The 26,455-nt window shown below is 65.0% G+C and carries 23 protein-coding genes; 15 read left to right on the forward strand and 8 right to left on the reverse strand.

Going from position 1 to position 26,455, the window contains the following annotated elements; genetic code table 11:
* Positions 1-60: 60 nt before the first annotated feature.
* The gene (locus tag BMW89_RS05010; RefSeq protein WP_092023227.1) at positions 61-1,143 is read right to left on the reverse strand and encodes a lysylphosphatidylglycerol synthase transmembrane domain-containing protein; all 1,083 of its coding nucleotides are present in this window, start codon (positions 1,141-1,143) and stop codon (positions 61-63) included.
* 427 nt (positions 1,144-1,570) lie between these two features.
* Between BMW89_RS05010 and BMW89_RS05015 the strand changes: the two genes are divergently transcribed.
* Entirely contained in the window at positions 1,571-2,077 is a 507-nt protein-coding gene (locus tag BMW89_RS05015; RefSeq protein WP_092023431.1) for a YciE/YciF ferroxidase family protein, read from the forward strand.
* Between the two features lie 177 nt (positions 2,078-2,254).
* The gene (locus tag BMW89_RS05020; protein WP_092023229.1) at positions 2,255-4,654 is read left to right on the forward strand and encodes a bifunctional diguanylate cyclase/phosphodiesterase; all 2,400 of its coding nucleotides are present in this window, start codon (positions 2,255-2,257) and stop codon (positions 4,652-4,654) included.
* 4 nt (positions 4,655-4,658) lie between these two features.
* Here the strand turns inward: BMW89_RS05020 and BMW89_RS05025 are convergent, their stop codons facing one another.
* Positions 4,659-5,093, reverse strand: coding sequence for a hypothetical protein (locus BMW89_RS05025; RefSeq protein ID WP_092023231.1), 435 nt, complete (start codon positions 5,091-5,093; stop codon positions 4,659-4,661).
* Positions 5,094-5,173: 80 nt separating this feature from the next.
* Here BMW89_RS05025 and BMW89_RS05030 point away from each other — a divergent pair, with 80 nt between their 5' ends.
* Both BMW89_RS05030 and BMW89_RS05035 read left to right on the forward strand, forming a co-directional pair.
* Positions 5,174-5,761 carry a hypothetical protein gene (locus BMW89_RS05030; protein ID WP_092023433.1) on the forward strand — a complete coding sequence of 196 codons (588 nt, stop codon included), beginning with the start codon at positions 5,174-5,176 and terminating at the stop codon, positions 5,759-5,761.
* Between the two features lie 80 nt (positions 5,762-5,841).
* Positions 5,842-6,441, forward strand: a complete 600-nt coding sequence (locus tag BMW89_RS05035) for a YdcF family protein (protein WP_092023233.1) — start codon at positions 5,842-5,844, stop codon at positions 6,439-6,441.
* Between the two features lie 11 nt (positions 6,442-6,452).
* Here the strand turns inward: BMW89_RS05035 and BMW89_RS05040 are convergent, their stop codons facing one another.
* A complete protein-coding gene (locus BMW89_RS05040; protein WP_092023235.1) occupies positions 6,453-7,796 on the reverse strand; it encodes an aminotransferase-like domain-containing protein in 1,344 nt (447 codons plus the stop codon).
* Between the two features lie 186 nt (positions 7,797-7,982).
* On the opposite strand from BMW89_RS05040, the gene BMW89_RS05045 reads away from it, so the two are divergent.
* Positions 7,983-8,216, forward strand: coding sequence for a DUF1127 domain-containing protein (locus BMW89_RS05045; protein ID WP_092023237.1), 234 nt, complete (start codon positions 7,983-7,985; stop codon positions 8,214-8,216).
* A gap of 135 nt (positions 8,217-8,351) precedes the next feature.
* Here the strand turns inward: BMW89_RS05045 and BMW89_RS37225 are convergent, their stop codons facing one another.
* The 4 genes from BMW89_RS37225 to BMW89_RS05060 are packed head-to-tail and all read right to left on the reverse strand — an operon-like array spanning position 8,352 to position 10,120.
* A complete protein-coding gene (locus tag BMW89_RS37225) occupies positions 8,352-8,573 on the reverse strand; it encodes a hypothetical protein (RefSeq protein ID WP_143062716.1) in 222 nt (73 codons plus the stop codon).
* A gap of 30 nt (positions 8,574-8,603) precedes the next feature.
* Positions 8,604-9,071: a hypothetical protein gene (locus BMW89_RS38330; RefSeq protein WP_244547523.1), complete on the reverse strand. Its 468-nt coding sequence runs from the start codon at positions 9,069-9,071 to the stop codon at positions 8,604-8,606.
* Between the two features lie 29 nt (positions 9,072-9,100).
* Positions 9,101-9,526, reverse strand: coding sequence for a universal stress protein (locus BMW89_RS05055; RefSeq protein ID WP_092023239.1), 426 nt, complete (start codon positions 9,524-9,526; stop codon positions 9,101-9,103).
* A 57-nt stretch (positions 9,527-9,583) separates the two neighbouring features.
* Positions 9,584-10,120, reverse strand: coding sequence for a SixA phosphatase family protein (locus tag BMW89_RS05060; RefSeq protein ID WP_092023241.1), 537 nt, complete (start codon positions 10,118-10,120; stop codon positions 9,584-9,586).
* A 173-nt stretch (positions 10,121-10,293) separates the two neighbouring features.
* On the opposite strand from BMW89_RS05060, the gene BMW89_RS05065 reads away from it, so the two are divergent.
* The 9 genes from BMW89_RS05065 (at position 10,294) to BMW89_RS05105 (ending at position 23,882) form a co-directional block, all read left to right on the forward strand.
* Entirely contained in the window at positions 10,294-11,751 is a 1,458-nt protein-coding gene (locus BMW89_RS05065; RefSeq protein ID WP_092023243.1) for an NAD(P)/FAD-dependent oxidoreductase, read from the forward strand.
* Between the two features lie 86 nt (positions 11,752-11,837).
* Complete coding sequence (msrB, locus tag BMW89_RS05070) at positions 11,838-12,350, forward strand: peptide-methionine (R)-S-oxide reductase MsrB (RefSeq protein WP_177195825.1); 513 nt, start codon at positions 11,838-11,840, stop codon at positions 12,348-12,350.
* A 179-nt stretch (positions 12,351-12,529) separates the two neighbouring features.
* Positions 12,530-14,809, forward strand: a complete 2,280-nt coding sequence (locus BMW89_RS05075) for a flagellar hook-basal body complex protein (RefSeq protein WP_092023247.1) — start codon at positions 12,530-12,532, stop codon at positions 14,807-14,809.
* Between the two features lie 35 nt (positions 14,810-14,844).
* Positions 14,845-16,728 (forward strand): flagellar hook-associated protein FlgK, encoded by a 1,884-nt coding sequence (gene flgK / locus BMW89_RS05080; protein ID WP_092023249.1) that lies wholly within the window; start codon positions 14,845-14,847, stop codon positions 16,726-16,728.
* 20 nt (positions 16,729-16,748) lie between these two features.
* The gene (locus BMW89_RS05085; RefSeq protein WP_092023251.1) at positions 16,749-18,641 is read left to right on the forward strand and encodes a flagellar protein; all 1,893 of its coding nucleotides are present in this window, start codon (positions 16,749-16,751) and stop codon (positions 18,639-18,641) included.
* 71 nt (positions 18,642-18,712) lie between these two features.
* Positions 18,713-19,501 carry a hypothetical protein gene (locus tag BMW89_RS05090; RefSeq protein WP_092023253.1) on the forward strand — a complete coding sequence of 263 codons (789 nt, stop codon included), beginning with the start codon at positions 18,713-18,715 and terminating at the stop codon, positions 19,499-19,501.
* A 10-nt stretch (positions 19,502-19,511) separates the two neighbouring features.
* Entirely contained in the window at positions 19,512-21,134 is a 1,623-nt protein-coding gene (locus tag BMW89_RS05095) for a hypothetical protein (RefSeq protein WP_177195826.1), read from the forward strand.
* A 1-nt stretch (position 21,135) separates the two neighbouring features.
* The gene (locus tag BMW89_RS05100) at positions 21,136-22,389 is read left to right on the forward strand and encodes an ATP-grasp domain-containing protein (RefSeq protein WP_177195827.1); all 1,254 of its coding nucleotides are present in this window, start codon (positions 21,136-21,138) and stop codon (positions 22,387-22,389) included.
* Positions 22,386-23,882 carry a pyridoxal phosphate-dependent decarboxylase family protein gene (locus tag BMW89_RS05105; protein WP_092023259.1) on the forward strand — a complete coding sequence of 499 codons (1,497 nt, stop codon included), beginning with the start codon at positions 22,386-22,388 and terminating at the stop codon, positions 23,880-23,882. Before BMW89_RS05100 ends, BMW89_RS05105 begins: the two co-directional genes overlap by 4 nt.
* 126 nt (positions 23,883-24,008) lie before the next feature.
* On the opposite strand, the gene flbT is transcribed toward BMW89_RS05105, so the two are convergent.
* Positions 24,009-24,458, reverse strand: a complete 450-nt coding sequence (gene flbT / locus BMW89_RS05110; RefSeq protein ID WP_092023261.1) for a flagellar biosynthesis repressor FlbT — start codon at positions 24,456-24,458, stop codon at positions 24,009-24,011.
* Positions 24,459-24,776: 318 nt separating this feature from the next.
* Here flbT and BMW89_RS05115 point away from each other — a divergent pair.
* The coding region (locus BMW89_RS05115; protein WP_092023263.1) for a DUF1522 domain-containing protein at positions 24,777-26,455 on the forward strand (1,679 nt) is incomplete at its 3' end.

The raw sequence follows: 26,455 nt of genomic DNA on the forward strand, positions 1-26,455 counted from the left end.
AGCATTGCTCTGCCGCCTGCAACCTTTGTCCGATGATCTTGCGGGCCGCCCTCCGGCGGCTCAGCGCTTGCTGACCTGTCGCAGCGCCCGTTCGCGCTCCATCTCGGCCACCTGCTTGGGCAGATTGCCCTGGGCGCAGGCCTCGGCCAGCCGCCGCCGCTCCTGCCACGGCTTGACCACGTTCATCCAGAGCTCGCGCGTGCCCATGATGGAGATGGCGAGGCCGAACGGGATCACGAAATAGAGGATGCGGAAGACCAGGAGCGTCGCCAGCAGCTGCTCGCGGCCGTATTCGGGCAGCGCGACCAGCATGGCGACATCGAACACGCCGATCGAGCCGGGCGCGTGGCTGGCAAAGCCGATCAGCGTCGCCAGGATGAACACCACCGCCAGCGACATGAAGTCGATCGGCGGATTGGCCGGCATCAGCAGGTACATCGCCGTGGCGCAGAAGCCGAGGTCGACCACGCCGATCAGGATCTGCACCAGCGTCAGCGGCGCCGAGGGCAGTGCCACCTTCCAGCCCTTCTGGCCGAGCTCGCGGCGCTTCTCGCCCATGCAGAGCCAGACCAGATAGGCGCCGATCGAGGCGAGGCCGCCGAACGCGATCAGCCGATTGATCGACGACGGCAGCTGATCCATCGATGAGGCGGCATCCGGATGGATGACCATGCCGATCGAGAGCACGAAGATGTTACCGAGCCAGAAGGTCAGTCCGGACAGGAAGCAGATTTTGGCGACGTCGATCGCGTTCAGTCCGTAGTCCGAATAGATCCGGAAACGGATCGCGCCACCGGTAAAGACGGTGGCGCCGATGTTGTGGCCGATCGAATAGGACGTGAAGCTCGAGAGTGCTGCAATGCGATAGGGAACGTGTTTCTTGCCGATCGTTCGCAGTGCAAAAAAGTCGTAGAAGGTGAGCGTACAGAAGGCGAAGACAACGCAGATCGCCGCCAGGCCGATATTGGCGCGGGGAATCTCGGTCAACGCCGTCAGGATGACGCCGGTATCGATGTGTTTGAGAGTGCGCACAAGCGTCGTGATCGCGAAGGCGATGATGAAGACGCTCGCGGCAATGCCAAGCCGTCGCCAGCCGATCCATCTCTTGAAGCCGCGTTTCAGCGCGGGCAGCAGTCCGTGCATTCATCCTCCCGGCGGGGGCAAGACCGACCGGGCCAGACATTGGCCGGTCGGGTACGATCACTGCCCGAAATGGGCTTCGATCGCTAGGCATGATGTAGCTCATTTAAGGCAAAAACAGCGGCTTGTGCAGCCCTTGACAACGATAGGTTCTGCGCCACACCGGCTACTTTTGTCATACGCGGTTCACATCGGCGGCGCGTTAAGCATATGAGTCGCAAGTCCGGCCCGGATCGCGCGTTCGGATGTCGGCATGGTTTCAGATCCGCCCACCGGCGGCATTGTTCCAGCGCAAGCGGTGCGGGACTTTTTTGGAACGTCGATGCCATGCGCTCGTTAGCGCCTCATCAGCAATCGAACATGGCGGAATAGGCGGCTTTTCGTGCAAGCCGATGCCTCCGTGTTCCCGAAACCCGAGAGGATCGGACCGATGGGACTGTTCACAAAAGACATCAAGACCATGAACGATTTGTTCGTGCATCAGCTTCAGGACATCTATTACGCCGAGCAGCAACTCACCAAGGCGCTGCCGAAAATGGCAGATAAGGCGACCGATCCGCAGTTGAAGCAGGGCTTTTTGACGCACCTCGAAGAAACCAGGCAGCACGTCAAGCGGCTCGAGGAAGTGTTCAAGATGCATGGCGCAGAGGTGAAGGCGGTCGATTGCCCCGCGATCGACGGCATCATCGAGGAAGCCGACGAGACCGCCGGCGAAGTCGCCGACAAGGCGGTGCTGGACGCCGCGCTGATCAACGCGGCGCAGGCTGCCGAACACTACGAGATCGTCCGCTACGGCAGCCTGATCGCCTGGGCCAAGCAGCTCGGCCGCAACGACTGCGCTGCCGTACTTGCCAAGACGCTCGAGGAAGAGAAGGCGACCGACAAGAAGCTGACGACGCTTGCCGAGAGCAAGGTGAATCTGCGGGCGGCGGGCTGAGGCCAGGCATCGGGCGAGACGCCGCGCGCCGGACGCGCGGCGTCTTCGTTCCTGCCCCGTCTCCCCAATGTGAGCAAACGCACACATCCTGCGTTCACCATCCGGGGAGCCAGTACATAGCCGGTTACCGACTATCCACCTCTGCGGTCTCTAGTGCAGGCTGGATAGAGGCCGGCAATGTATCAAGTTCTTTACTGTCTCACGGACCAGCATGATTGGCGTCTGGTCGCACTCGGCGGCGCGGTATGTCTGCTCGCGAGCGCGGCAGCCATCAGCCTGTTTCACCGCGCGCGTGCGGCGATCGGGGGGGCTCGCGTCTCGTGGATCGCGCTTGATGCCGTCGTCGCCGGCAGCGGAATCTGGGCAACCCATTTCATCGCCATGCAGGCCTACGGGCCCGGCGCGGGCGGCGCCTACAACATTCCGGTGACGGTGCTGTCGCTGATCTTTGCGATCGCGGTCACTTTCATCGGGCTGAGCATCTCGGTGTCGGCGACGCGGACGATCTCGATTGCGCTCGGTGGCGCCGTCGTTGGCAGCGGCGTTGCGGCCATGCACTACACCGGCATGATGGCGCTCGAAATCCCGGCGCATATCGGCTGGGCGACCGGCACCGTGACAGCCTCGATCGTCCTCGGCATCGTCTTTGGGTCGCTTGCGCTGGTCGTCGCAAGGCGACGCGACAGCCTCGCCGGTGCACTCAGTGCGACGGTCCTGCTGACAGTCGCCATCGTCTCACATCATTTCACCGCCATGGGCGCCGTGGAGCTGACGCCGGATCCGGCGATCGTCATCAGCGGCCTGTCGATCCCGCCGGCGTCCTTGTCCATTCTGACCGCCAGCGCCGCAGTCGCGATCATCGCGATCGCGCTCGCGGCCGCCGTGCTCGACCGCCGTGCCAAGGGCGAGCTCGGACGTCAGCAAGTCGTGCTGGACAGCGCGCTCGAGAACATGTCGCAGGGCCTGTGCATGTTCGACGCGGACGGCAAGATCATGCTGTTCAACGAACGCTACGCGGCCATGCTTCGTCGCACCGACATCGCACTCACCGGCCGCCTGCTGGTCGACGTGCTCAGGGAAGAGCAGGCCAACGGCCAGTGGCAGGGCGAGGCGGACGAATTCTTCGCGCGCCTCGTGGCCGATGCGCGGGAAGGCCGCACCACGACCGACGTCGTCAACCGGTTCGGCCGCTCCATCCGCGTCGTCAACCAGCCGATGCAAGGTGGCGGCTGGGTCGCGACCTTCGAGGACATCACCGAATGGCTGGAGGCCCAGGCCAAGATCTCGCACATGGCGCGCCATGACGCGTTGACCAGTCTGCCCAACCGCGTGCTATTCCACGAGCAGCTCGTGCAGGGACTGCGCCTGGCGGGTTCGAGCGACCAGCTCGCGGTGCTCTGCCTCGATCTCGACCACTTCAAGGACATCAACGACTCGCTCGGCCATCCCATCGGCGATGCGCTGCTCAAGGAGGTCGGCCGCAGGCTGAAGGCGACCGTCGGCGAGAACGACACCGTGGCGCGGCTTGGCGGCGACGAGTTCGCGGTGGTCCAGATCGGACGGTCGGAGGAAGCGGCAGCCAGGTTCCTCGCCGGCCGGCTCGTCGAGGTGATCTCCGCGCCTTATGAGATCGACGACCATCAGATCATCATAGGTGTCTCGATCGGCATCTCGTTGTCGCCGCAGGATGGCAGCAATCCGGACGAACTGCTCAAGAACGCCGACCTCGCGCTGTACCGCGCCAAGGCGGACGGCCGCGGCACCTATCGTTTCTTCGAGACCGGGATGGATGCGCGCGCGCAGGCGCGGCGCCTGCTGGAGATGGATTTGCGCGCAGCGCTGCAACGCAACGAATTCGAGGCCTACTATCAGCCGATCCGCGACGTCGCCAGCGATCGCGTCGTCGCCTTCGAGGCGCTGCTGCGCTGGAATCATCCGCAGCGCGGCCTGATCGCCCCCCTCAACTTCATTCCGCTGGCCGAGGAGACCGGCCTCATTGTCCAGCTCGGCGAGTTCGTGCTGCGCAGCGCCTGCGCTGATGCGGCCACCTGGCCGGACGATGTCGACATCGCCGTCAACCTGTCGCCGGTGCAGTTCAAGAGCCCGAACCTGATCGCATCCGTGACCGACGCGCTGGCCGCCACGGGACTCAACGCGGACCGTCTCGAACTGGAGATCACCGAATCCGTGCTGCTCCAGAACAGCGAGGCGACGCTGACCACTCTGCACGAGCTGCGCGCCATGGGCGTGCGGATCTCGCTCGACGATTTCGGCACCGGCTATTCGTCGCTGAGCTATCTGCGCAGCTTCCCGTTCGACAAGATCAAGATCGACCGGTCCTTCGTGTCGGAGCTTGCGACGCGCGAGGATTCCATGGCGATCATCCGCGCCGTGACGGGCCTTGGTCGCAGCCTCGGCATCGTGACCACCGCGGAGGGCGTCGAGAACGCCGCGCAGCTCGAGCTGCTCAGGCGCGAGGGTTGCACCCAGGCGCAGGGCTATCTGTTCAGCAAGCCGCGGCCCGCCTCGGATGTCCCATTGATGCTGGAACGACCGCTGCTGCGCGCCTCAGCTTAAGGTGTTAGCCGCGGCGCAGCGCGAAATGCGCGCCGCAGAACGCCATCACCGCGCCGAGGCACAGCGCGGCAAGCCCGGCCAGCACGCCGGAGACGGTTGGGACCGAGCTCGGCGCCGAGGCGACCTGGCCCGCACCCGCCAACAAGAGCACACCGACGGCGATCAGGAATTGCCGCATCCGTTGCGGAATCTGGCCGTCGACGGCGCTCTGCATCAAGCTCGCCGTGAAATAACCGCCCGAGAAGCCGACGGTCGCGATCAGCCACCAGGCGATCGCCGCGCCGGCGGGCATGAATTCATGCGTGTCGGAGCGCCAGAGGCCGCCGAGGTCGAGCCCATAGCGCGCGCCCAGCATGTGCACCGCGAGTGCGAGCAGCACGCCTGATATCACGGCGGCACCGAGAATCAGGCGGCGCGGAAAAAAGGTCGTCTCAACCATGCCTCGCTTGTAGGATGGGCGAGGGCGATCGCGCAAGCGGATCGCAGACGGGGATTGCGCAGACGGGATCGATCGTGAAGATGCAGCTTTTCGAGGCGCGGCCCGCTTCAGCCACGAGCTATGCCTACAAGGCGTCGCTGATCGGTTCGGCGCATCGCTTCGAGCTGACCGACGAGGGGCTATCCTGGCACATCTCCGGCCGGTCCGGCTTGTGGCGCTATGACGAGATCTCGGCGATCCGGTTGTCGTTCCGCCCGGTGTCGATGCAGCAGCACCGCTTTCGCGCCGATGTCAGCCGCAGCGGCGGCGGCCGCATCGCGATCCTGTCGACGAGCTGGCAGACCGCGGCCCTGATGGCCCCGCAGGACAATGGTTTTCGCGCGTTCATCGTCGAATTGCACGCGCGGATGGCGAAGGCGGGCAGCCGCGCGACGCTCACCGCAGGCCTCGGCCGCAAGACCTATGCGGTGGTGCTCGCGTTCCTGGCGGTGCTGACGGTGGCGATGACGGGCCTGCTGATCCGCGCGCTCATGATCGGCGAGCTCGCCGGCGCGCTGTTCATCCTCGGCTTTGCCGCGCTGTTCGCCTGGCAGGTCGGCGGCTTCGTGCGGCGCAACCAGCCGCAGAGCTACAGCTTCGATCGTGTGCCCAAGGCTTTGTTGCCGTAAGAGGCTTTGTTGCCGTAGGTGCAATCGACCGCAATCAAACGTGACTTCGCGCCGCTGCGCTGCTGTCGCATCTTGCGGCCATGCCAGCCCAGGATCGCAGCACGCGCCCGCCGACGGCGGATGAAATCGCCAGCATCAACCGCACGCATCTGATCGATACGCCGCTCCGGCAAGCCGACCTGTTGTTCCTGTTCGGGACCCGCGAGGACGTTGGCTTGCGCGCCGACACTGCCGCGCAGCTGTGGCGCAAGGGCTTGTTCAGCTGGTCGATTGTCAGCGGCGGTGTCACGCCGGGCTCGGAGCAATCCGAGTGCACCATCATCAAGGCGGCGATGGCTCAGGCAGGCATCCCGGCGGACAGAATCCTCGAGGAACATCGTGCGATGAACACCGGCGAGAACGTGATCTTCTCGCTGCCGATCATCGATGCCGCGCTTGGGCTGCAAAATATCCGCAGCGTGATCTGCCTCGGCAATAGCTGGACCGCGCGGCGCTACCCGATGACGCTGCACCGGCATTGGCCGGAGGTCGAGAAGATGCTTCTGACCGTCGACAGCTTTGCGACGCCACGCGAACTCTGGCACACCGATGTCGAGTTTCGCCGTCGTGTCCTGCACGAATGGGACAAGATCGAGCCGTACAAGGCGAAGGGCTTCATCGCGGAATGGCCGGAGGGCTGACGGCGACGGCGTTACTCCGTCGAGTCGAAATCTTCTTCCTTGGTGCCGAGCAGCGACACCAGCGTGCGCAGGCCGGAATCGAGCTGCTCGAGAGTGGGCGGGGCGAGCGCGAGCCGCACCGCATTCGGCGCGTGACCATGCGCGACCGCGAATGTCGAGGACGGCGTCAGCGCGATGCCGCGCCGGGCGGCGGCGGCCACGAATGTCTGCGACCGCCAGTGCTGCGGCAGCGTCAGCCAGAGATGATAGGAGCGCGGATCGGCCGAGATCTGGTAACCGGCGAGTAGCCGCGCGGCGGTCTGCTGGCGGCGCGCGGCGTCGATGCGCTTCAGCCGTGTCAGCTCGGCGACGGTACCGTCGGCCATCAAGCGCTGCCCGGATGCGAGCGCGTGGCCGGAGGCAATCCAGCCGCCGGTCCGCACCGCGCTCATCACGCTTTCGCGCAAGTGCGGCGGCGTGACGAGGATGCCGAGCGCAAGACCCGGCGCGACCTTCTTGGACAGGCTGTCGAGCACGATGCAGCGGTCCGGCCCGAGCGCTGCCAGCGGCGTGTCGTCGGCGAGGAAGCCGTAGACGGCATCCTCGATGATGGTGAGGTCGAGCTTCTCGGCGACGCGCATGATGTCGGCGCGCCGTGTCGCGTTCATGGTGACGCCGAGCGGGTTCTGGATGATGGGCTGGAGATACAGTGCCGACAGATGCGCTTCGCGATGCGCTTTCTGAATTGCATCGGGCCGCGCGCCGAATTCATCCATCGGAATCGGCACCAGCGTGATGCCGAGCCGTGCGGCGATGCTCTTGACGTAAGGATAGGTCAGCGCCTCGACGCCGCAGCGGCCGCCGGTGGGGACGAGGGCTGCGAGCGCGGCGGCGAGCGATTGCTTGCCGTTGGCGGTGAAGACGATCTGTTCGGCCTGCGGCGTAAAATCCTTGCGCGCGAGATAGGCGGCGGCGGCATTGCGCGCGCTCTTGGTGCCGGTGCTGGTCGAGACGCGCAGCGCGGATTCGAGAGCGTCGACGCGCTCGAGCCCCGCGAGGCTCTTGGCGATCATCGCCCATTGCTGCGGCAATAACGGATAATTGACCTCGAAATCGATCCGCGCATCGCGCGGCTCGCTCAGCGACTCGACCTCGCGCCTGATGTCGCCGGAGATGAAGGTGCCGCGCCCGACTTCGCCGACCACGAGGCCGCGGCGGAGCAACTCCGTATAAACCCGGCTCGCGGTCGAGACGGCGATGCCGCGATCGTAAGCAAAATTTCGCTGTGGTGGCAGACGGTCGCCGGGCCTTAACGTCCCGTTAGAAATATCCGAGGCTATTGCATCGGCAAGCTTCACGTACTCGAACTTGGACATTATTGCACCGAGAGCAATGTTTCACTTGCTCCGAGTAGTGTACGGGAGCATTTAAGTTCCATCAAGGTCCGCGATTGAGCCGAGGAGAGCGAGAGCAATCCGACGGCAAATGAGGTGCAGGCGCTTTCAGCGTCGGCGCCAACGGCATCTGCTTCGCCGCGCAGGACAGAAGTCCGGAGAAGAAAAATGACCACGATCTCGCAAACTGCCGGGCGGAGTTTACGCCCCTCGTCGAGCGGATTTTTTGGCACGCTCGTCACCGCCGCCTATGCCCTGTTCGACCGCCTGGAGCGCCGCTCCGCCGTCAAGACGCTGAACGAGCTCGACGACCGCGCCCTGCGCGACATCGGGATCAACCGCAGCCAGATCGAGGATGCGGTCTACGGCCAGTTCAAAGCCGAGCTGACGCGGTATCTGTAAGCTTGGGCTGAGCGAGCGTTGCTGCTCACTCTCGTGTCCCGGACGCGCTGCAACGCCTCTTAGCGTTGCTGCGCAGAGCCGGGACCCAGGAGGCCGCAGCGATCGCAGCAACATGGGCCCCGGCTCTGCAGCGCATCACTTCGTGCTGCGCAGCGTCCGGGGCACGAGACTGTCGTTGAACAACAAGCACAGCTTCTCGTCCTCGCGGCTCATTTCGCCCGAGCTTTGCTTCGCCGTTTCACCCTCACTTGAAAGAGGGCGCAGGGAAGACCGGGTGCCGGCCGGGCACCCACGGTCCACTGTGCGGAAGGTGGCAACAAGAATTTGCACAGCGGCATACAGGTGTAGCCAGGACATCCGGCCTTCCCTGCGCAGTGGCTTTACGGCTTATGTCGTGCTCTCCCCGGGGAGCGATGCACTATTGCCCCCGTCGTCTCGCAGATAGCTGATGCATGCACCCGGTTGGGCCGCATACATCACCACGAGCCTTGGCGCACAGACCCCGGGCGCCAGGACCACACGATTTTGCCGTACGCCGATCACACCGGTCGTGCGCGCGAGGCCTTCGCTCACGGTTGCCCGCCCTGCAAAACCCTTCGCGCCGATGTGGCCCGCGTCCACCGCCGTCCGGCCCGCGTTCGTGACGATCGCGATACGCCCCTCTTCCTTGGGCCGGGTTGCGGCGATGGATACGCCGTTTCCGAATTTCGGTAAAGAGGAATATTTTTGGCGGCGGGCGTTGACCCATTGCTGGGGTGTTTTGCCCGTCGGGCAGCGCGAGCTCTTGTAGCCCGGATGAGCGAAGCGACATCCGGGATCAACGGTGCGAGCGGTCCCGGGTGTCGCTTCGCTCACCCGGGCTACGACGGAGTTTGCGGCAACCCTCAGTGCCTGACCACCAGCACCGAACACTTCGCGTAACGCACCACATGCCCGGCGTTGGAGCCGAGGAAATAGGTGCGCATCGCAGGCCTGTGCGAGGTCATGACGATCAGATCGGCTTTCATCTGCACGGCTTCCTCCAGGATCTCGTGGTAGATACCGCCCTGGCGCACCACGCTGGAGATGCGGGACGCCTCGATGCCGGATTCGCGCGCGACGATCGCTAGGGCTTCCTCCGAGGTCTGGCGCTGCTGTTCGTCGAAATCGGCCGGCACGTATTCGGCCAGCATCACCGGCGTCATCGGCAGCACGTTGAGCAGTCGTATCGATCCGCTCCAGGTCTGCGACAGCGTGACCGCGGTCGCGAGCGCCGGCTTGGCCAGATCTGTGTCGGCGAGGTCGATGGGTACGAGGATGGACTTAAACATCTACGCCTCCCTATGAACCAAGCTGGGATCAACCGGTCGAGACGGCGCCCGCGCGTCTCAACCCGATCGAAGCAGCTTTGGACTGACGAACAGTACCAGCTTGCCGCGGCGGTAGGCCACGTCCCCCCAATCCATGACGTCAAAGTCGAAGATCGCAAGCCCCGTGGTGGGCAGGTTGTCGGCGAGCGCCTTTGCAGCGGCCTGATCGCCGCCGCCCATCAGCATCAAGGCGGCCTCGTGCATGCCGGGATTGTGGGCGACCAGCAGCAGCTGCCTGGGGTCGCTTGGCGCGGTTGCAGTGCGAATGGTCTCCAGGATCTGCGCGGGATCGGCGCCATAGAGTTCCGGCAGGATTTCGACCTCAGGCGCCGGGACGCGGTCCTTCATCGTCTCCCAGGCCATGTCCCAGGTCTGCCTGGCACGGACGGCATGCGACACCAGCACGGTCTCGGGGAAGGGCGAATGGGTGGCGATCCAGTCCCCGATCTCGGCCGCGTCCTTGCGGCCGCGGTCGTCGAGGCGGCGATCCTGGTCACGGCCGCTCGGCGCGTCAGTCTCGGTCTTGGCGTGACGCAGCAACATCAAACGGCGCATGGCATTCCCGAATCGTTCAACGTCCAGAATAATCTACAGGCGCCGGTCGAGGACAAGGTGACAAGCGCCCGCTGGGTTATTGTTTTGAGCATGATCTCCGCGCAAACGCTTTTTGCGTTTGTCGCGAGGAAAACCGCTGCACACTTTTCCGGATCATGCTCTAAGAAAACGATATGAGCGAGACTTTCACAAGCGTGTCCCAGGAAGAAGCCGGGTTTCGCGACCGCGCGCGCCTGTCGTTCGATCTCGATGCCGATATCTGCGTCATCGGGGCCGGGCTTGCCGGGCTCTCGATCGCGCTGGAGGCGGCCCGGCTCGGGGCCAGTGTCGCGGTGCTCGAGGGCCGCCACATCGGCTGGAACGCCTCCGGCAATCAGCTCGGCACGGTCATGCCGGGCTTTGCGCTGCCGCTCACCGAGCTGATCGAGCGGATCGGCTTCGAGGATGCGCGCGAATTGTGGACGCTGTCGAAGGAGGGCGCCGAGTTTGTCCGCGCCAACGCCTCCGAAGAGAACATGCCGGGGATCGGTCTTAGCGACGGCGTGCTGGAGGTCTCCAACGTCGATGCCGGCGACCGGCTGATCAGCCGCTTGCAGATGCTGAACGAGGATTTCGACACCGAGGTCGAGGGCTGGCAGGTCGATCGCGTCCGCGAGGCGCTCAAGACCGATCATTACTTCCACGGCGTCCATTATCCCCGGGCCTTCCAGGTCGACGGCCGCAAATATGTGCATGGTCTTGCGGCGCTGGCGCGGCGCGCTGGCGCCCGCATTTTCGAGGATACGCCGGTCGTCAGCATCGACCATTCCGGTATCCGCAAGCGCATCGTCACACCCTCGGCGCGGCTGCGCGCCACGCACATCGTGCTTGCCGGCAACATCCATCTCGGCGCGCCCCTGAGGCGGCTATCGGAGACATTGCTGCCGGTCTGGCGCTATGCGGGCGTCACCGCGCCGCTCGGCGAGCGCGTGCACGAGATCATTGCCTTCAAGGGATCGGTGGTGGATTCCGATGGCGTCGACCATTTTCGTGTCGTCGACGGCGACCGGCTGATGTGGGAGAGCCCGGAGACCACCTGGGCCGCGCGGCCGCAGCGTTTTGCCGGCGCCGTCAGGCGGCGGATCCGGTCGATTTTCCCCGAGCTCGGCAATGTCGAGATCGCCGAAACGTTCGGCGGCGCCACCGGCCAGACCGTGCACGGCATGCCGCAGATCGGCCAGCTGCGCAAAGGCCTGTGGGTGGCGAGCGGCTTCGGCCGCCAGGGCATGAACACCTCCGCCATGGCCGGGCAGCTGATCGCGCGCAGCATTTTGTGGGGCGACGAGCGCTGGCGGTTGTTCTCGCCATTCGAGCTGGTCTGGGCGGGGGGTACCACGGGGCGGGTCGCCGGCCAATTGGTGGGAGTCTGGGGCAGGGCGAGTTCCGCCGCGGCAGGCTCGCTCGCCCGCTACCGGGAGCGGGCGCGGGTCAAGGACCGGGAGCGCGAGGCGCGTCTGGCCGAAGCCAACCGGGCCGCCGGCACCGGTCTGCGCCGTCCGCCGCCAGGTGTCCGCCCGCGGCCGGCCCCGCCGCCCAAACCTGCGGCCGAGGCGGTGGAACCGGCCTCGCAGGACCAGAGCGCTTCTCAATAAGTTGAGAAGAATCCCGCCTGGAAGTGTAACGTGGGCCGTTAGAGCCCGTATCTCAGAGCGTGGACGTCCTGCGCACGGAGAATGAGATGTTTGACCGCCGCATCCTGTTGACGACTGTTGCCGGCCTGTTCGGCTTTTCTGCCTTCCGCTGGCTGAAAGGAACACCTGCCGAGGCTGGAGAGAAGGCCGCGCAAAAATTCGAGATCGAGAAGACGGACGCCGAGTGGCGCGCCCAGCTCACGCCGCAGCAATATGAGATCCTGCGCAAGGAGGGCACCGAGCGGCCGGGCACCAGCCCGCTGCTGAAGGAGCACCGCAAGGGCGTATTCGCCTGCGCCGGCTGCGACCTGCCGCTGTTCGCGTCCGACACCAAGTTCGAGAGCGGCACGGGTTGGCCGAGCTTCTACCAGCCGATCGAGGGCAATGTCGGCAAGACCGAGGACCGCACCTTCGGCATGCTCCGCACCGAGGTGCATTGCCGGCGCTGCGGCGGCCATCTCGGCCACGTCTTCGACGACGGTCCGAAGCCGACCGGATTGCGCTACTGCATCGACGGTTTCGGGCTGGTGTTTCACCCGGCGGCTGCGTCGGCGACTTGAAGTTTGGTCCCGGCAATAAATGCCGGCCCGGCAATTGTGCCCCGGTCATCCGACCGGGGTATGTCTACTTAAGTCATTGATTTCCTGAGAATACCCGCATTGGCATAGCCCTTGCGACTGTCTCCTCCGACTGCGGCCATGGTCGACCGGCCGCCGAGATCGGATTTGGAGACAAAGTTATGGGTATCTTCGATGCAATGAACACCTCGGTGGGTGGCCTGCAGGCGCAGTCCTACGCGCTGCAGAACATTTCCGGCAACATCGCGAACTCATCCACCACCGCTTACAAAGGCATCGGCACCAGCTTCGTCGATCTCATTCCCGACTCCTCGGTCCCGAGCAAGCAGGTCGCGGGCGGCGTCACAGCCAACGCCAAGGCCACCATCACCACCCAGGGCACGATTTCGGGCTCCACCGTCGCCACCAACATGGCGATCACCGGCGACGGCTTCTTCTCGATCCAAAAGGCGACCGGCGTCGTCGACAACGTTCCGGTGTTCAGCGGCGTCACCTACTACACCCGCCGCGGCGACTTCCAGCTCAATGCCAACGGCAACCTGGTCAACGGCGCCGGCTATTATCTGATGGGTACCACGGTCGACCCCAAGACCGGCAACCCGACCGGCAACGTCGCCACCGTCCTGAAATTCCAGAACAACTTCATCCCGGCGCAGGCGACGACCTCGATCCAGTACGCCGCGAACCTGCCGAGCGTGCCGAACACGGCGGCGAGCTCGACCGCGGCGAGCGGCTCGCTGCTGGCGGCCGGCGGCCTGAACCCGTCCGATTTCGCCGCCAACCCGATGATCGTCGGTACGCCGCCGCCCCCCTACACCAATGCGACGATCTCCGGCGCGGCCGCGACCGGCAATTTGCGCTCGGCCTATACGGCGACGACCGCGACCGGCTCGGTGGCGCTGATCGACAGTGCTTCGGCGGTGGTGACTGGCAGCACGTCTCTCGATTCCGGCTCGGGCACGCATCTCAACACCAGCCTGCTCACCAACCTCGCCGGCAAGTCGCTGACGATCAACGGTCGCACCGTCAACTTCGACAACTCCGTCTCGAACACTTCGACGGCCGCAGGCCCTCCAGTCGTCACCACGATCGGTCTGAAGTCGCCGACCACCTCAACGATGCAGGACGTCCTCAACGAGATCGCGTCTGGAGCCGGCGTTGCCCCCGTCAACGTGACGATCAACTCCAGCGGTAACATCCAGATCACGACCAGCACCACGGCCGACGTGACGATCGGCGGCACCGCGGCAAGCTTGCTCGGCGTCAGCAGCGTGACACGCGGCGGTAACGTGCTCTCCACCCCCGCGATTACGAGTGGTACGCAGCTCGGCGGCACCGCTCAGCCCGGCCAGGCCGAGGTCCTCTCGACGCCCTTCGTGGTCGGCAACACGATCCAGGTCAACGGCACGGGAGCCGCCAATACGATCACCTTCGTGGCCTCCGGCGCGACCCCTCCGAACCAGATCAACATCACCGACTCCATCTCGACCCTGCTCAACCAGATCGACCAGCTCAGCGGCGCGAGCGGTTCTTCGATCAGCAATGGCGTGATCAGCCTGAATACCGGTATCGCCAATCCCACCTTGACGGTGACCAGCCCCAACAACTCCACCGCCTTCGCGGCGCTCGGCTTCACGTCGGCCATTTCCAAGAACCGGGGCGGTGGCGGCACGGCCGGCACCGGCGGCGTGATCGGCAACGACATCGCCACGTTCACCAAGGAATCGATCAGCGGCGGCGCGGTGACCGCCTACAACGCCGCCGGCACGCCGGTAAACCTGCAGTTGCGCTGGGCCAAGACCGACAGCGCCTCGCTGGGCACGGGTCATTCGGATACCTGGAACATGTTCTACCAGACCGACCCGAACGCGACCGGCACAACGGTCGGCTGGGTCAATACCGGACAGGCCTTCACCTTTGCCAGCGACGGCTCGCTGACCTCGCCGAGCAGCTCGGGCATTACCATCAACAATGTCACCGTCAGCGGCCAGTCGCTCGGCTCCGTCGCCCTCAACGTCTCCCAGGGCGGTCTGACGCAATATGCCAGCACCAGCGGCGCGGTGACGATCAATACCCTCACCCAGAATGGTTACGCCGCGGGTCAGCTCCGTTCGGTCGCCGTCAACAACAGCGGCCTCGTGGTCGGCACCTTCTCCAACGGCCAGAACCTCGACCTCGCCCAGGTATCGTTGTCGCACTTCAACGGCACCAATTACCTGAAGGCGCTCGACGGCGGCGCTTACGCTTCGACCGAGCAGTCGGGACCTGCGATCGACGGCGCGTCGGGCAGCATCAGCGGCTCGTCGCTGGAGGGCTCGAACACCGACATCGCCGACGAATTCACCAAGCTGATCGTGACCCAGCAGGCCTATTCGGCCAACACCAAGGTGATCACGACGGCGAATTCGATGGTGCAGGACCTCCTGAACGTATTGCGCTGATCGGCGCGTGACGTAACCAAAGGCGGCTAGTCAACATGGGTTTGAGTTCAGCCCTTGCCAGTGCGATGAGCGGACTGCGTGCCAACCAGGCCGCGCTCTCGATCGTGTCCTCGAACGTCGCGAATTCGCAGACGCCGGGTTACACCGTCCAGACGCCGAACCAGATCGAGGTCACCACCGGCGACTTCGGCTCGACCGCGATGACGACCGGCGTCAGCCGCGAGCTCGACACCTACGTGCTGAACCAGCTGCGCACCGAGACCGGCGGCAGCGGTTATGCCGACCAGATGGCCAACATCCTGAAGCAGCTTCAGAATGTCTATGGCACGCCCGGCAACAGCGGCACGCTCGAAACCTCGCTGAGCAATTTCACCACGGCGTTGCAGGCGCTGTCGACCAGCGCGGGCTCGTCGTCGGCGCAGACGGTTGCCGTCGGCGCGGCGCAGGCATTGGCGCAGCAGCTCAACGTCACCACCAAGGGCATCCAGTCGCTGCGCTCCAACGTCGAGCAGGATCTCGGGACCTCGGGGCAGCAGGCCAACGCGGCGATGCAGCAGATCGCCGACATCAACACCAAGCTCCAGGGCCTGTCGGCGAACGATCCGTCCGCCGCGACGCTGATGGACCAGCGCGACCAGGCCATCAACACGCTGTCGAAATTTGTCGACGTCCGCGTCACCACCGACGGTTCGAACCAGGCCAACATCTACACCACCACCGGATTCCAACTGGTCGGCGCCGGGCTCGCCTCGCAATTCACTTTTGCTTCCGCCGGCGCGCTCTCGGCGACCTCGCTCTACAATAGCGATCCGGCCAAGTCCGGCGTCGGCGCGCTCAACATCAAGCTGCCGAACGGCTCGCAGATCGACGTCGTCGCCAACAACGTGGTCTCGTCCGGCCAGATCGCGGCCGATCTGAAGCTGCGCGACCAGACGCTGGTGCAGGCGCAGACCCAGATCGACCAGCTCGCCGCCACGATGTCGAGTGCGCTGTCGGACAAGACCACGGCCGGCAGCACCGTCTCCGGTCCGCCGGCTGGTTTCGACATCGACCTTGCCGGCGCGCAGCCGGGCAACACCGTCAACTTTACCTACACCGACACGACGACCAACACGCAGCGCCAGGTCACGCTGGTCAACGTGACCGATCCGGCGGCGCTGCCGCTGCAGAACGCGACCAACGCCAATCCGATGCAGATCGGGGTGAACTTCGCCGGCGGCATGGGCGCGATCGCCTCGGCGCTCAACACCGCGCTGTCCGGCTCGCATCTGTCGTTCGCAGCCGCCCCGTCGCCGGCGACGGCCACCACGCTACGGGTGACCGACGACAACAGCGGCCTCGCCAAGGTCAATTCGGCCTCGATCACCAAGACGATCTCGTCGCTGACCTCGGGCAATCCGCAGCTGCCGCTGTTTACCGACGGCGGGCAGGCGCTCTACACCGGCGCGATCACGGCATCGGGCTCGCAGATGACCGGCCTTGCCGGGCGCATCGCCGTCAACACGCAGCTGTCCGCCGATCCGACCAGGCTGTCGGTCTACAGCACCTCGCCGGTGACGCCCGCGGGCGACACCACGCGCTCGGACTATCTCTATTCGCAGCTCACGACGGCGGTGTTCTCCTATTCGCCGCAGAGCGGTCTCGGCTCGGCGAGCCAGCCCTTCACCGGCAGCGTCTCGAACTACCTCCAGCAATTCCTGAGCGTGCAGGGCAACGCCTCGACCCAGGCGACCCAACTCCAGCAGGGCCAGAGCGTCGTGGTCTCGACGCTCCAGGCGAAGTTCAACTCGACCTCCAGCGTCAATCTGGACTCGGAGATGTCGAACCTGATCCAGCTTCAGAATGCCTATGCCGCCAACGCCCACGTCATGTCGGTGGTGCAGAGCATGATGAACACGTTGCTCCAGGCTCAAGTGTAACCAGTATAGGGCTCTGAAAAATGTCGATCAGCAGCATCAACTACTCTTCGTCGGTTCTCGGCTCGCAGATCCGCAACATCAATCAGCAGCTCACCGACCTGTCGACGCAGCTCTCGACTGGCAAGCTGTCGCAGAACTATTCCGGAATGGGCACCAACGAGGGTTTCGCGATCGCCGGGCGCTCGCAGATCTCCAACATCGCCGCCTATACCGACACGATGACCAACGTCAACGTCAGCATCAACCTCGCCAATACCGCGCTGCAGTCGCTGACGACAATCCGCAGCACCGTGCAGACCGGCTCCGCCACCACCGCGCAGGATCTCAACGTCAACGGCCAGACCGTCGCGCAGAACACCGCTGCCGCGCAGTTCGGCTCGATGGTCGGCGTTCTCAACACGCAGTCGGGCAACCGCTATCTGTTCTCCGGGACGGCGTTCAACACGCAGTCGGTTGCCAACGCCGGCGACATCATCAACGGCACGACGACGCAGGCGGGGTTCAAGACCGTCATGGCGGAACGCCAGGCTGCCGACCTCGGCGCCAACGGCATGGGCCGGCTGGTGCAGACGCAGCCGACGCCGAGCTCGGTGAAGGTGTCCGAGGACGTCGCGGGATCGCCGTTCGGGCTCAAGATTGCCGCGGTGTCCTCGACGCTGACGGGCGCGACCGTCACCGGCCCGAGCGGTTCGCCAGTGTCGTTCTCTGTCGATCTCAACGGCGTCAACCCGAACAACGGCGACAAGCTGAGCGTCCAGTTCACGCTGCCGGACGGCTCGACCGAGCAGATCGACCTGACTGCGTCCACCGCGACGCCGACGCCGCTCGGCAGCTTTGCGATCGACGCAAGCACACCCGTCAACCCAAACAACACCGCGACCAACCTCAACACCGCGCTGAACACCGCGATCACCAAGCTCGCCAATACCTCGCTGGTCGCGGCATCCGCGATCACGGCCGGCGACAACTTCTTCAACACCGCGAGTTCGGCGATCGGCACGTCCGTCAACAACCAGGCGGCGACGCCGGCACCCATCACCGGCGCGACGGCGCTATCAGGTGCGAGCCCCTCGGATTCGATCTCGCCCGGCTTCGTCGCCGGCGATAGTATCAACGTCAACGGCACCACGCTGACCTTCGTCAGTTCGGGCGCGACCGGCAATCAGCTCAATGTCGGCGACAGCATCCAGACCCTGATGAGCAAGATCGACGCCATCACGGGCACGTCGATGCCGTCGACGATCCATGGCGGTTCGATCACGATCAAGACCGACGATGCGGCGAGCCTGAGCATATCGGGTTCGACTCCGGGCGCGACGGCCGCGCTGGGTGCGCTTGGTTTCAGCTCGACGCCGATCACCGCCACGCAGCCGCCGCTGCGCGTCGGCTCCTCGCCGGCGAGCTCGGCGACGACGCTGGTCAACGGCTCGGCCACCACCGTGAAATGGTACACCGGCAATGACGGGCCCGGCTCGCCGCGCTCCACCGCGGTGGCGCGGGTCGACGATTCCGTCACGGTGCAATATGGCGCGCAGGCTAACGAGGACGCGATCCGCAAGGAGTTGCAGGCGGTCGCTGTGTTCGGGACGTTTTCGACCTCGCCGACCGGGCAGTACGCGGGCGGGCAGGTGGCGGCGCTGAGCCTGCGCACGACCCAGGCGCTGACAAAACAGCCCGGCCAGCAGCGCCTTGAAGACATCCAAACCGACCTCGCGATGGCACAGAACACGATGAAGGACGCCGGCACGCGCCAGACCCAGGCCAAGGCGCAGCTCCAGTCCATTATCGACCAGGCGGAGTCGGCCGCGCCGGACCAGGTGGCGAGCGAGATCCTGTCGCTCCAGAACGCTCTTCAGGCGTCCTACCAGACTACCTCGAAACTCGCCCAGCTCTCGCTCGTCAAGTTCCTGTAAGGGCGCATTAAGGCGCCGTTAACCATGCCTCTTTACCTCTTGGTGAGGATTTGAGCGGGGCGGAGCTGACAATGTCGGACAAGATGCAGCTGGTGGTGGCGACGCCTTGCTTCGGCGGGCAAGTGTCGAGCATCTATGCGAGCTCGATCTTCGCGCTCCAGCGCGCCGTGCACGGCATGTCCAATCTCGGGCTCAAGGTGCTGCTGCGCGATGGCGACGCGCTGATCACGCGCGCGCGTGCCAATCTGGTCGCGATGTTCCTGGACGACCCCGACGCGACGCATTTCCTTTTCATCGACGCCGATATCGGCTTCAAGCCCGAGCAGGTGTTCCGGCTGATCGAATGCGGCGCGGACGTCGTTGCCGGCTGCTATCCGATCAAGCGGGTTAACTGGGACAAGGCGAAGCGGGCGATCGCGTCCGGCCGCACTGATGTGCCGGCTGCCTCGCTCGACTACGTGCTCGAGATCGAGGATCCCGACCGCATCGTGGTGGTCAACGGTTTTACCCGCGTGCGTTACGCAGGCACAGGCTTCCTGATGATCCGCCGCCAGGCGTTGGAGGCGATGTGCCGCCATCCGGACTACGCGAGCCTGCAATTCTTCCGAGAGCATTCGCACGACACGCTTGTCGCGAGCCAGAACCGGTTCGCGCTGTTCGAATGCATGATCGACCCGGCGACCGGCACTTATCTCTCCGAGGATTTCGCCTTCTGCAAGCGCTGGACCGATATCGGCGGCGAGATCTGGGCGGACATCCAGAGTTCGCTCGACCATGTCGGCCCGTCGGTGTTCCACGGCGACATCGCTTCGCAATTCGCAGCCGCGCCCGTGGCGGCGTCGGCCGCCGACGCGGCGTGAGCGTTCCGGGATGAGCAACGGCGCATCCCGTCTGTCAGCCGAGGGACGCGCGTCCGACGGCGGCTCGCGCTACCGGTTGCGTGATCTCTTCACACCGCTGGATACGCTGCTGGTCTCCGGCGGGGATCCGCGGCTGGCGCTCGATGCGAACGATCGCGTCAACGCCTATGGCTGTGCGGCCTCGCCAGAGCCCGAGATCTGGAATTTCGCGTCTTCGACCGCGTCCACGATCTCGCAAGCGGCCTACGACCGCGCCGCGCTGGCGCGCGAAGAGCTGATGCACAAATGCCTGTTCGACGAGGTCGAAATCGCCTTCGATGCGCGCTGCGAGGACATGCGCGAGGAGTTGCGCGGTCACCTCCAGCTCTCGCCGCGCGTCGACATCGTGTTCTCGCCGTCCGGCACCGATTCCCAGCTTCAGGCCCTGTTCCTGGCGCGTGCGGTGCTCGGCGCGCCGCCGGTGACGATCGTGGTCGGCGCGGACCAGACTGGCAGCGGCACGGTCCATACCGCGCGCGGGCACCATTTCAGCACGATGACGGCGAGCGGCCTTGCGGTACGCAAGGACGGCGCGGTGGCGGGGCTTGCAGGTGACCGAATCGCGGTGCCGCTGCTCGACACGGCGCCGGGCATTGCGATGCGCTCCGATGCGGATGCTGCGGTAATGCGTGCAGTCGAGACCAGCCTCGCGCAAGGCCGGTGCGTTTTTCTCCACATCATGGATTCGTCAAAGCTCGGCTGGCGCGCGCCGAGTGCTGCCTGTCTCGATGAGATCGCGCGGCGCTGGCCGCGCAAGGTTCAGGTGGTCGTCGATGCCTGCCAGGCGCGGCTCGGCCGCCGCCGGCTGCGCGCCTATCTCGATCGCGGTTACATGGTGCTGATGACTGGCTCCAAGTTCTTCAGCGGCCCGGCCTTCAGCGGCGCTCTGCTGGTGCCGAAAGGCTTGTCGCGGTCGATCGACCGGATCGGCGCGATCGCGCCGGGCATCTTCGACTATGCCGGCCGCAGCGACTGGCCGATGGCCTGGACGGCGCTGCGCTCGCGCTTCGAACGCCGGCCGAATTTCGGTCAATGGCTGCGCTGGGAGGCGGCGCTTGCGGAGATCGGCAGCTATTATGCCGTGCCCGGCGCGTTTCGGGCCAAGGCGCTGGCCGGACTTGCGGCCGGCATCGACAGCATGATCGCATTGTCGCCGTCGCTTCGTCCCGTTCCAAACGCGGCCGAGACGGCCGGCGCTGATGACGAGGAATTCGCGGCAGCCACGATCTTTCCGTTCACGCTGCTGCGCGACGGCAAGCCGGTCTCGGTCGCCGAAACCTGCGCTGTTCATCGGGCGCTGGCGCGTGACATGAACGAGGAGATCAGCGGCAGCGCGGCAGACCGACAGGTCGCCGCACAACGCTGTCTGGTCGGCCAGCCGGTCCGGCTGGAGCGCCATGACGAGGCGCCGCAGGCCGTGCTGCGCCTCTGTGTCGGCGCCCGGCTCATCACCGAAGCCTGGTCGCCGGACGCCACACAGGCGCAACGCAATTTGCAGCACATGCTCGACCGCATCGCCCACGTCCTGGTGAAGATCGAACTGCTGCTGGACCGTGCCGCGGCTATGCCGGGGAAGTTTGTGCTCGAGGTCTGAGATGCTGAATCCTGTTTCCGCGCCTGATAGCGTGACTACGTCGAACTATTCCGACCGCATCGGCTTTGCGCAGTTGACGCGCCGGGCCTTCGAGGGTGGCGATCTGCATCCGTTGCGCGAGCACCTGCTGGCGCGGATTGCGGAGGGAACGGCGGAGGCGGGTGAGGGCCTTGATCTGTCGCTGATTGCCCAGCTTCTCGGCGAGAAGGAGGCCGGGCTGGTGATCCAGACCGAAGTGCTCGCCTTCCATCAATTGTTCCGCACGCCTTGCGGGCTTCCGAAACCTCGCCTGCGCGTGCTCGCGCTCGCGGCCGATATCGACATGGGCGGTAATACCCCGATTGAATTCCTGCTCGAAGGCTCCGACATCGAGCTGCTGACGCTGTACGTGATCAAGGGCGTCGGCCTGCCGGAGACACTGCCCGATCACGACATCGCCATCGTGGTCGCGTCCGATTCCGAGGAATGCCGCGAGACACTCGCTGTGATCGAACAGGCTGCGCCAGGCTGGCCGCGGCCGCTGCTCAACCGCCCCGGTCTCATCGGCAATCTCGATCGCGACAAGCTGTATCGCTTGCTGGCTGGCATCTCCGGTCTCGACATTCCCGTGACCGCCCACACGACGCGTGCGCAATTGTCGGACCTCTCGGAAGGAAAGATCGCCTGCGAAGTCATCACTGGCGAACTGCACTTTCCGATGATCGTGCGGCCGCGCGGCACGCATGCCGGAGTCGGGCTCGCGAAGATCGACGACGCGCCGGCGCTCGCAGCCTATCTCGCCGAGCGGCAGGAGCAGGACTTCTTCGTCGCGCGCTTCGTCGACTATGCGAGCCCCGATGGATTTTACCGCAAATATCGTCTCGCCATGGTCGATGGCAAACCTTACGCCTGCCACATGGCGATCGCCGATCGCTGGGACATCTGGTATCTCAACGCCTACATGGCTTTCAGCGAAGAGAAGCGGGCCGAAGAAGCCGTCTTCATGGTCGATTTCGACAGCGGTTTCGCTGCGCGTCATCGCAGTGCGCTCGACGAGATGAGCAAGCGCATTGGACTCGATTATTTCATCGTCGATTGTGCCGAGAACCGGGACGGCGAGCTGCTGGTGTTCGAGGCCGACAACACCGCCGTCGTGCACAACATGGATCCGCCCGCCGTGTTTCCCTACAAGCCGCCGCAGATGCGCAAGATCTTTGCTGCGTTCACGGCGATGCTGTCGCGACGTGCGAAAGCGACCGAGGAGAGCGCAGCATGAACGAGATCATCCGCAACACGCCAAGCTCCGTCACGCACACCTCGCTCGATCCGCAGGACTGGAACGAATTTCGCGCGCTCGCCCATCGCATGCTGGACGAGACCATCGACGGCATCGCCAATATTCGTGCGCGCCCGGTGTGGCAGCCGATCCCCGATGACGTCCGTGCGGCCATCAAGTCCGACGTGCCGCGCGAGGCCAGCGATCTCGCCGATGTCTATCGCGAATTCACCGAGCATGTTGCGCCTTACGCGACCGGCAACGTCCATCCCGGCTTCATGGGCTGGGTCCATGGCGGCGGCACCGCGGTCGGCATGCTCGCCGAGATGCTCGCGGCGGGCCTCAATGCCAATCTCGGCGGACGCGACCACATGCCGATCGAGGTCGAGCGTCAGATCGTCGACTGGATGCGCCGCCTGTTCGCCTTCCCGGAAAGTGCGAGCGGCATCTTCGTCACAGGCACGTCGATGGCCAATCTGATGGCGGTGCTGGTGGCGCGTACAGCTGCGCTCGGCAGGCTGGCGCGGCAGTACGGCATCGGCAATGACGGCGCGCTGCTCACCGCCTACACGTCGCGGGCCGCGCATGGCTGCGTCTCGCGGGCGATGGACATCGCCGGGCTCGGCAGCGATGCGTTGCGCAAGATCGAAATCGACGCCGACCATCGCATCGACGTGGCCGCGCTGCGTGCGCAGATCGCCGTCGACCGTGAGGTCGGCTTCAAGCCGTTCCTTGTCGTCGCATCGGCCGGCACGGTCGATATCGGCGCGATCGACGATCTCAAGGCCATCGCCGCGCTGTGCCGCGAGGAGGAAATCTGGTTTCACGTCGACGGCGCTTTCGGTGCGCTCGCAATTCTGGCGCCCGAGCTCGCGCCGCAGCTCGGCGGTATCGAGCTTGCGGATTCCATCGCACTCGACTTCCACAAATGGGGACAGGTGCCCTACGACGCCGGCTTCCTGCTGGTGCGTGACGGCGAGCAGCATCGGCAGGCCTTCGCCCAGCCGGCAGCATATCTCAGCCGCGAGGCGAGGGGGCTTGCCGCGGGCGCGGTCTGGCCCTGCGATCTCGGCCCCGATCTGTCGCGCGGTTTCCGCGCGCTGAAGACCTGGTTCACGCTCAAGACGTTCGGCACCGACCGGCTGGGTGCGGTGATCACGCGAAGCTGTGCGCTGGCGAAATATCTGGAAGCACGCGTGCTGGCCGAGCCGCGGCTGGAATTGCTGGCACCGGTGAACCTCAACATCGTCTGCTTCCGCTATCGCGCCGACGATGCTGTCAATCGCGAAATCGTCGCCGATGTCCAGGAGTCCGGCATTGCGGCGCCCTCGAGCACCACGCTGGACGGCAAGCTCGCGATCCGCGCCGCGATCGTCAATCATCGCACCGAGGAGAGGGACATCGATGCGCTGGTTGCGGCCGTGCTGACGTTCGGCGATCGGCGGAGCGGCGGCGTGATTGAGATCGAGGCGCCACCGCTCGCGGCGCAGTGACGTCGGGCTCTATTTTTTGACGCGTTTTCTTTACGCGAACCGGTATCCACTTCGCTCAAAAGCGCTCTGAAAACGAAAACGCCCCGGACCTGGTCCGGGGCGTTTTGCGTTCAGATGTGAGAGGGCTCAGGCGGCCGAGCTGACGTCGGCCTTGACCTCGTCCTTGACTTCGTCCTTGGGGTGGGTGGCTTCGAACTGCTCACGCAGCTTGTCTTCATAGGCGATCAGCTTGCGGGCGTCTTTCAAGGCCCGGTAGAGATCGCCGGTCATGATGTTGTTGTTGACGCTTTCGATGATCGGCCAGGCGCTCGGCACAGCGGTGATGATGTCGCGCACCAGGTTGAAATAGGTGCCGTGCTGGCTCTGCGGATCCGGCGAGATATACATGAGCTGGACCGCCAGATAGACGAGCTTTGCCGGCGTGTCGGCGGTCTCCGGCGTGAGGATGTCGCGCTCGCGCAGGATCGGCACGTTGTCGCCGTCGATCAGAAGGCGGGCGCGCTGGTCGGTGTTGGTTATCACGCAGTTACCGACGATGATGCGTTCGTGTGGTCTGAGCTCGACCTTGAGGGCCATGCCTGTTCTCCATCAACGCTTTCGTAACCGAGCGTGTGTTGCGGCGGATCAGGGCGCAATACTCCATCAAGACTAGTTAACGAGTTGTGAATCCACGGTCTTCGCGCGAAAAAGCCTAATCATTTCAAAGGCGAGATCGTGCGGCAGCGCGGCTTCAGGCGATGTTCGCCTTCCGAATCATCCCGCGACTCAGCAAAAGCGCCGTTTTCATTTCATGCTTCGTTAGATTCTCGGCGCCACGGTCCGCCGGTCGCTGGGTCACTCTCGATCCAAGCAGACGCGTAACAGTAGCGTCGTTTACCAGAAAGGTAACAGAGTATGTCAGGCATTGTTCTCTCGTCCTCGGTTCGTCAGAACCTCCTCTCCCTCCAGTCCACCGCTGATCTTCTCGCCACCACGCAGAACCGTCTGTCGACCGGCAAGAGCGTCAACTCGGCCCTGGACAATCCGACCAACTTCTTCACCGCGCAGTCGCTCGACAACCGCGCCAGCGACATCAACAATTTGCTCGATGGCATCGCCAACGGCGTGCAGGTGCTGCAGGCCGCCAACACCGGCATCACCTCGCTGCAGAAGCTGATCGACAGCGCCAAGTCGATCGCCAACCAGGCGCTCCAGACCACGGTCGGCTACTCCACCAAGTCGAACGTCTCGACCACGATCTCCGGTGCGACCGCGTCGGATCTGCGCGGCACCACGAACTATTCCAGCGCTTCCGCGCTGAGCGGCGTGCTCTACACCGGCGCTGCCGGCGGTACGACGGCTGCGACGTCCTCCACCAAGCTCGGCGGCGTCTCGGGCGTGCTGACCGGTGCCGTGGTCAACGACAACCAGGCGACACCGGCCCCGATCACCGGAACCACCTTGCTCTATGATACCGGTGCGACCGGTGGCTTGAGCACGGGTGCTACGACCCAGTTCACCGACGGCTCGAGCTTCACCGTGGGCGGCCACACCATCACCTTCAAGTCGGGTGCCATTGGTGCTGCCACCGTCCCGACCGGCTCCGGCGTCACCGGCAACATCCTGACCGACGGCAGCGGCAACTCGACCATCTATCTCGGTGCGAGCGCCACCACCTCGACGGCGAATGTCGGCGACGTGCTGAAGGCGATCGACCTCGCCAGCGGCACGCAGACTGCGGCCAACGCGTCCGGTGTTGCGACCGTGACGACCACCAGCGGCCAGACCGTTTCGACGATCGCCGCCGGTTCGCTCCACGTGCAGTCCACGACGGGTGCCGACCTGAACGTGACTGGTGCGGCCGACCTGTTGAAGAGCCTTGGCCTGACCGCCGCAACCGGCGGCGCCACCGTCACCTCGACGGCGACCCGCACCGCCGGTACCGGCACGCTCTCGTCGATCCTGCAGACGGGCTCGACGCTGAACGTCGATGGTCACGTCATCAGCTTCAAGGATGGCGTGCCGCCGGCTGCGGCGAACGTCGCCACCGGCTCCGGCGTCAGCGGCAATCTCGTCACCGACGGCAGCGGCAACTCGACGGTCTATCTCGGGACCGCGACCAACGCCGACCTGCTGAAGGCGATCGACCTTGCCACCGGCGTGCAGACCGCGAGCAACGCGAGCGGCACCGCAACGGTGACGACCGCCACCGGCCAGACCAACTCGTCGATCTCCGCCTCCGGCCAGCTCAAGCTCTCGACCGGCGTCAATGCCGACCTCGCGATCACCGGCACCGGCAATGCGCTGTCGGTCCTGGGCCTCGCCGGCAACACCGGCACTGCTTCCGCCTTCACCGCGGCACGCAGCTCCGGCGCCGGCGGCATCAACGGCAAGACCTTGACCTTCACCTCCTTCAACGGCGGCACGGCGGTCAACGTCACCCTTGGCGACGGCAGCAACGGCACGGTCAAGACGCTCGATCAGCTCAACACGCAGCTTCAGGCCAACAACCTGTCTGCCACGATCGACGCCAATGGTCTGCTCACGATCTCGGCCACCAACGACTACGCGTCCTCGACGCTTGGTTCGGCGGC

Origin of the sequence: Bradyrhizobium sp. OK095 (assembly GCF_900109945.1) — a bacterium.
Taxonomy (GTDB): domain Bacteria; phylum Pseudomonadota; class Alphaproteobacteria; order Rhizobiales; family Xanthobacteraceae; genus Bradyrhizobium.

Coding starts and splice junctions, on each gene's coding strand:
- BMW89_RS05015 (WP_092023431.1), top strand. CDS start 1,571: ATGGGACTGTTCACAAAAGACATCAAGACCATGAACGATTTGTTCGTG.
- BMW89_RS05060 (WP_092023241.1), bottom strand. CDS start 10,120: ATGCGCCGTTTGATGTTGCTGCGTCACGCCAAGACCGAGACTGACGCG.
- BMW89_RS05055 (WP_092023239.1), bottom strand. CDS start 9,526: ATGTTTAAGTCCATCCTCGTACCCATCGACCTCGCCGACACAGATCTG.
- flgK (WP_092023249.1), top strand. CDS start 14,845: ATGGGTTTGAGTTCAGCCCTTGCCAGTGCGATGAGCGGACTGCGTGCC.
- BMW89_RS37225 (WP_143062716.1), bottom strand. CDS start 8,573: ATGTCCTGGCTACACCTGTATGCCGCTGTGCAAATTCTTGTTGCCACC.
- BMW89_RS05075 (WP_092023247.1), top strand. CDS start 12,530: ATGGGTATCTTCGATGCAATGAACACCTCGGTGGGTGGCCTGCAGGCG.
- flbT (WP_092023261.1), bottom strand. CDS start 24,458: ATGGCCCTCAAGGTCGAGCTCAGACCACACGAACGCATCATCGTCGGT.
- BMW89_RS05045 (WP_092023237.1), top strand. CDS start 7,983: ATGACCACGATCTCGCAAACTGCCGGGCGGAGTTTACGCCCCTCGTCG.
- BMW89_RS05100 (WP_177195827.1), top strand. CDS start 21,136: ATGCTGAATCCTGTTTCCGCGCCTGATAGCGTGACTACGTCGAACTAT.
- BMW89_RS05020 (WP_092023229.1), top strand. CDS start 2,255: ATGTATCAAGTTCTTTACTGTCTCACGGACCAGCATGATTGGCGTCTG.
- BMW89_RS05085 (WP_092023251.1), top strand. CDS start 16,749: ATGTCGATCAGCAGCATCAACTACTCTTCGTCGGTTCTCGGCTCGCAG.
- BMW89_RS05030 (WP_092023433.1), top strand. CDS start 5,174: ATGCAGCTTTTCGAGGCGCGGCCCGCTTCAGCCACGAGCTATGCCTAC.
- BMW89_RS05095 (WP_177195826.1), top strand. CDS start 19,512: ATGAGCAACGGCGCATCCCGTCTGTCAGCCGAGGGACGCGCGTCCGAC.
- msrB (WP_177195825.1), top strand. CDS start 11,838: ATGTTTGACCGCCGCATCCTGTTGACGACTGTTGCCGGCCTGTTCGGC.
- BMW89_RS05025 (WP_092023231.1), bottom strand. CDS start 5,093: ATGGTTGAGACGACCTTTTTTCCGCGCCGCCTGATTCTCGGTGCCGCC.
- BMW89_RS05035 (WP_092023233.1), top strand. CDS start 5,842: ATGCCAGCCCAGGATCGCAGCACGCGCCCGCCGACGGCGGATGAAATC.
- BMW89_RS05105 (WP_092023259.1), top strand. CDS start 22,386: ATGAACGAGATCATCCGCAACACGCCAAGCTCCGTCACGCACACCTCG.
- BMW89_RS05010 (WP_092023227.1), bottom strand. CDS start 1,143: ATGCACGGACTGCTGCCCGCGCTGAAACGCGGCTTCAAGAGATGGATC.
- BMW89_RS05040 (WP_092023235.1), bottom strand. CDS start 7,796: ATGTCCAAGTTCGAGTACGTGAAGCTTGCCGATGCAATAGCCTCGGAT.
- BMW89_RS05090 (WP_092023253.1), top strand. CDS start 18,713: ATGTCGGACAAGATGCAGCTGGTGGTGGCGACGCCTTGCTTCGGCGGG.
- BMW89_RS05065 (WP_092023243.1), top strand. CDS start 10,294: ATGAGCGAGACTTTCACAAGCGTGTCCCAGGAAGAAGCCGGGTTTCGC.